The following is a 249-nucleotide window of genomic DNA, read 5'->3' as shown; positions in this document are numbered from 1 at the left end:
GGTCAGGACGTGGGTGCTGCCGCCATCAGCGACCCTGGGATCTTCGGTCCGCGTCAAGGGAATTCTCCTCGAGCTGCGGGCGCGGTTGCCGATCGCTTCGAAAAAGTCGCTGGATATCGAGCAAGGAGAACTCACGCTGGCGATGCCTGCAAGTGCCAAGGCAGAATTCCATGGCGCGGCCTCGGTTGTCGCCGCTGCGCTGGAAGACATCGAAAGCATGCCTGTAATCCCGCGCGAGATCCAGGATCG

General features: G+C 61.8%; 1 pseudogene. It reads left to right on the top strand.

The features are described 5' to 3' along the window. Window positions 1-249, top strand: a pseudogene (locus AF337_RS26050) (hypothetical protein); the annotation flags it as partial.

It is taken from the genome of Rhizobium ecuadorense (genome assembly GCF_001187535.1).
Taxonomy (GTDB): Bacteria; Pseudomonadota; Alphaproteobacteria; order Rhizobiales; family Rhizobiaceae; genus Rhizobium; species Rhizobium ecuadorense.
Note: the sequence above shows the minus strand (reverse complement) of the source record. Positions and strands in the feature narration are given on the sequence as shown.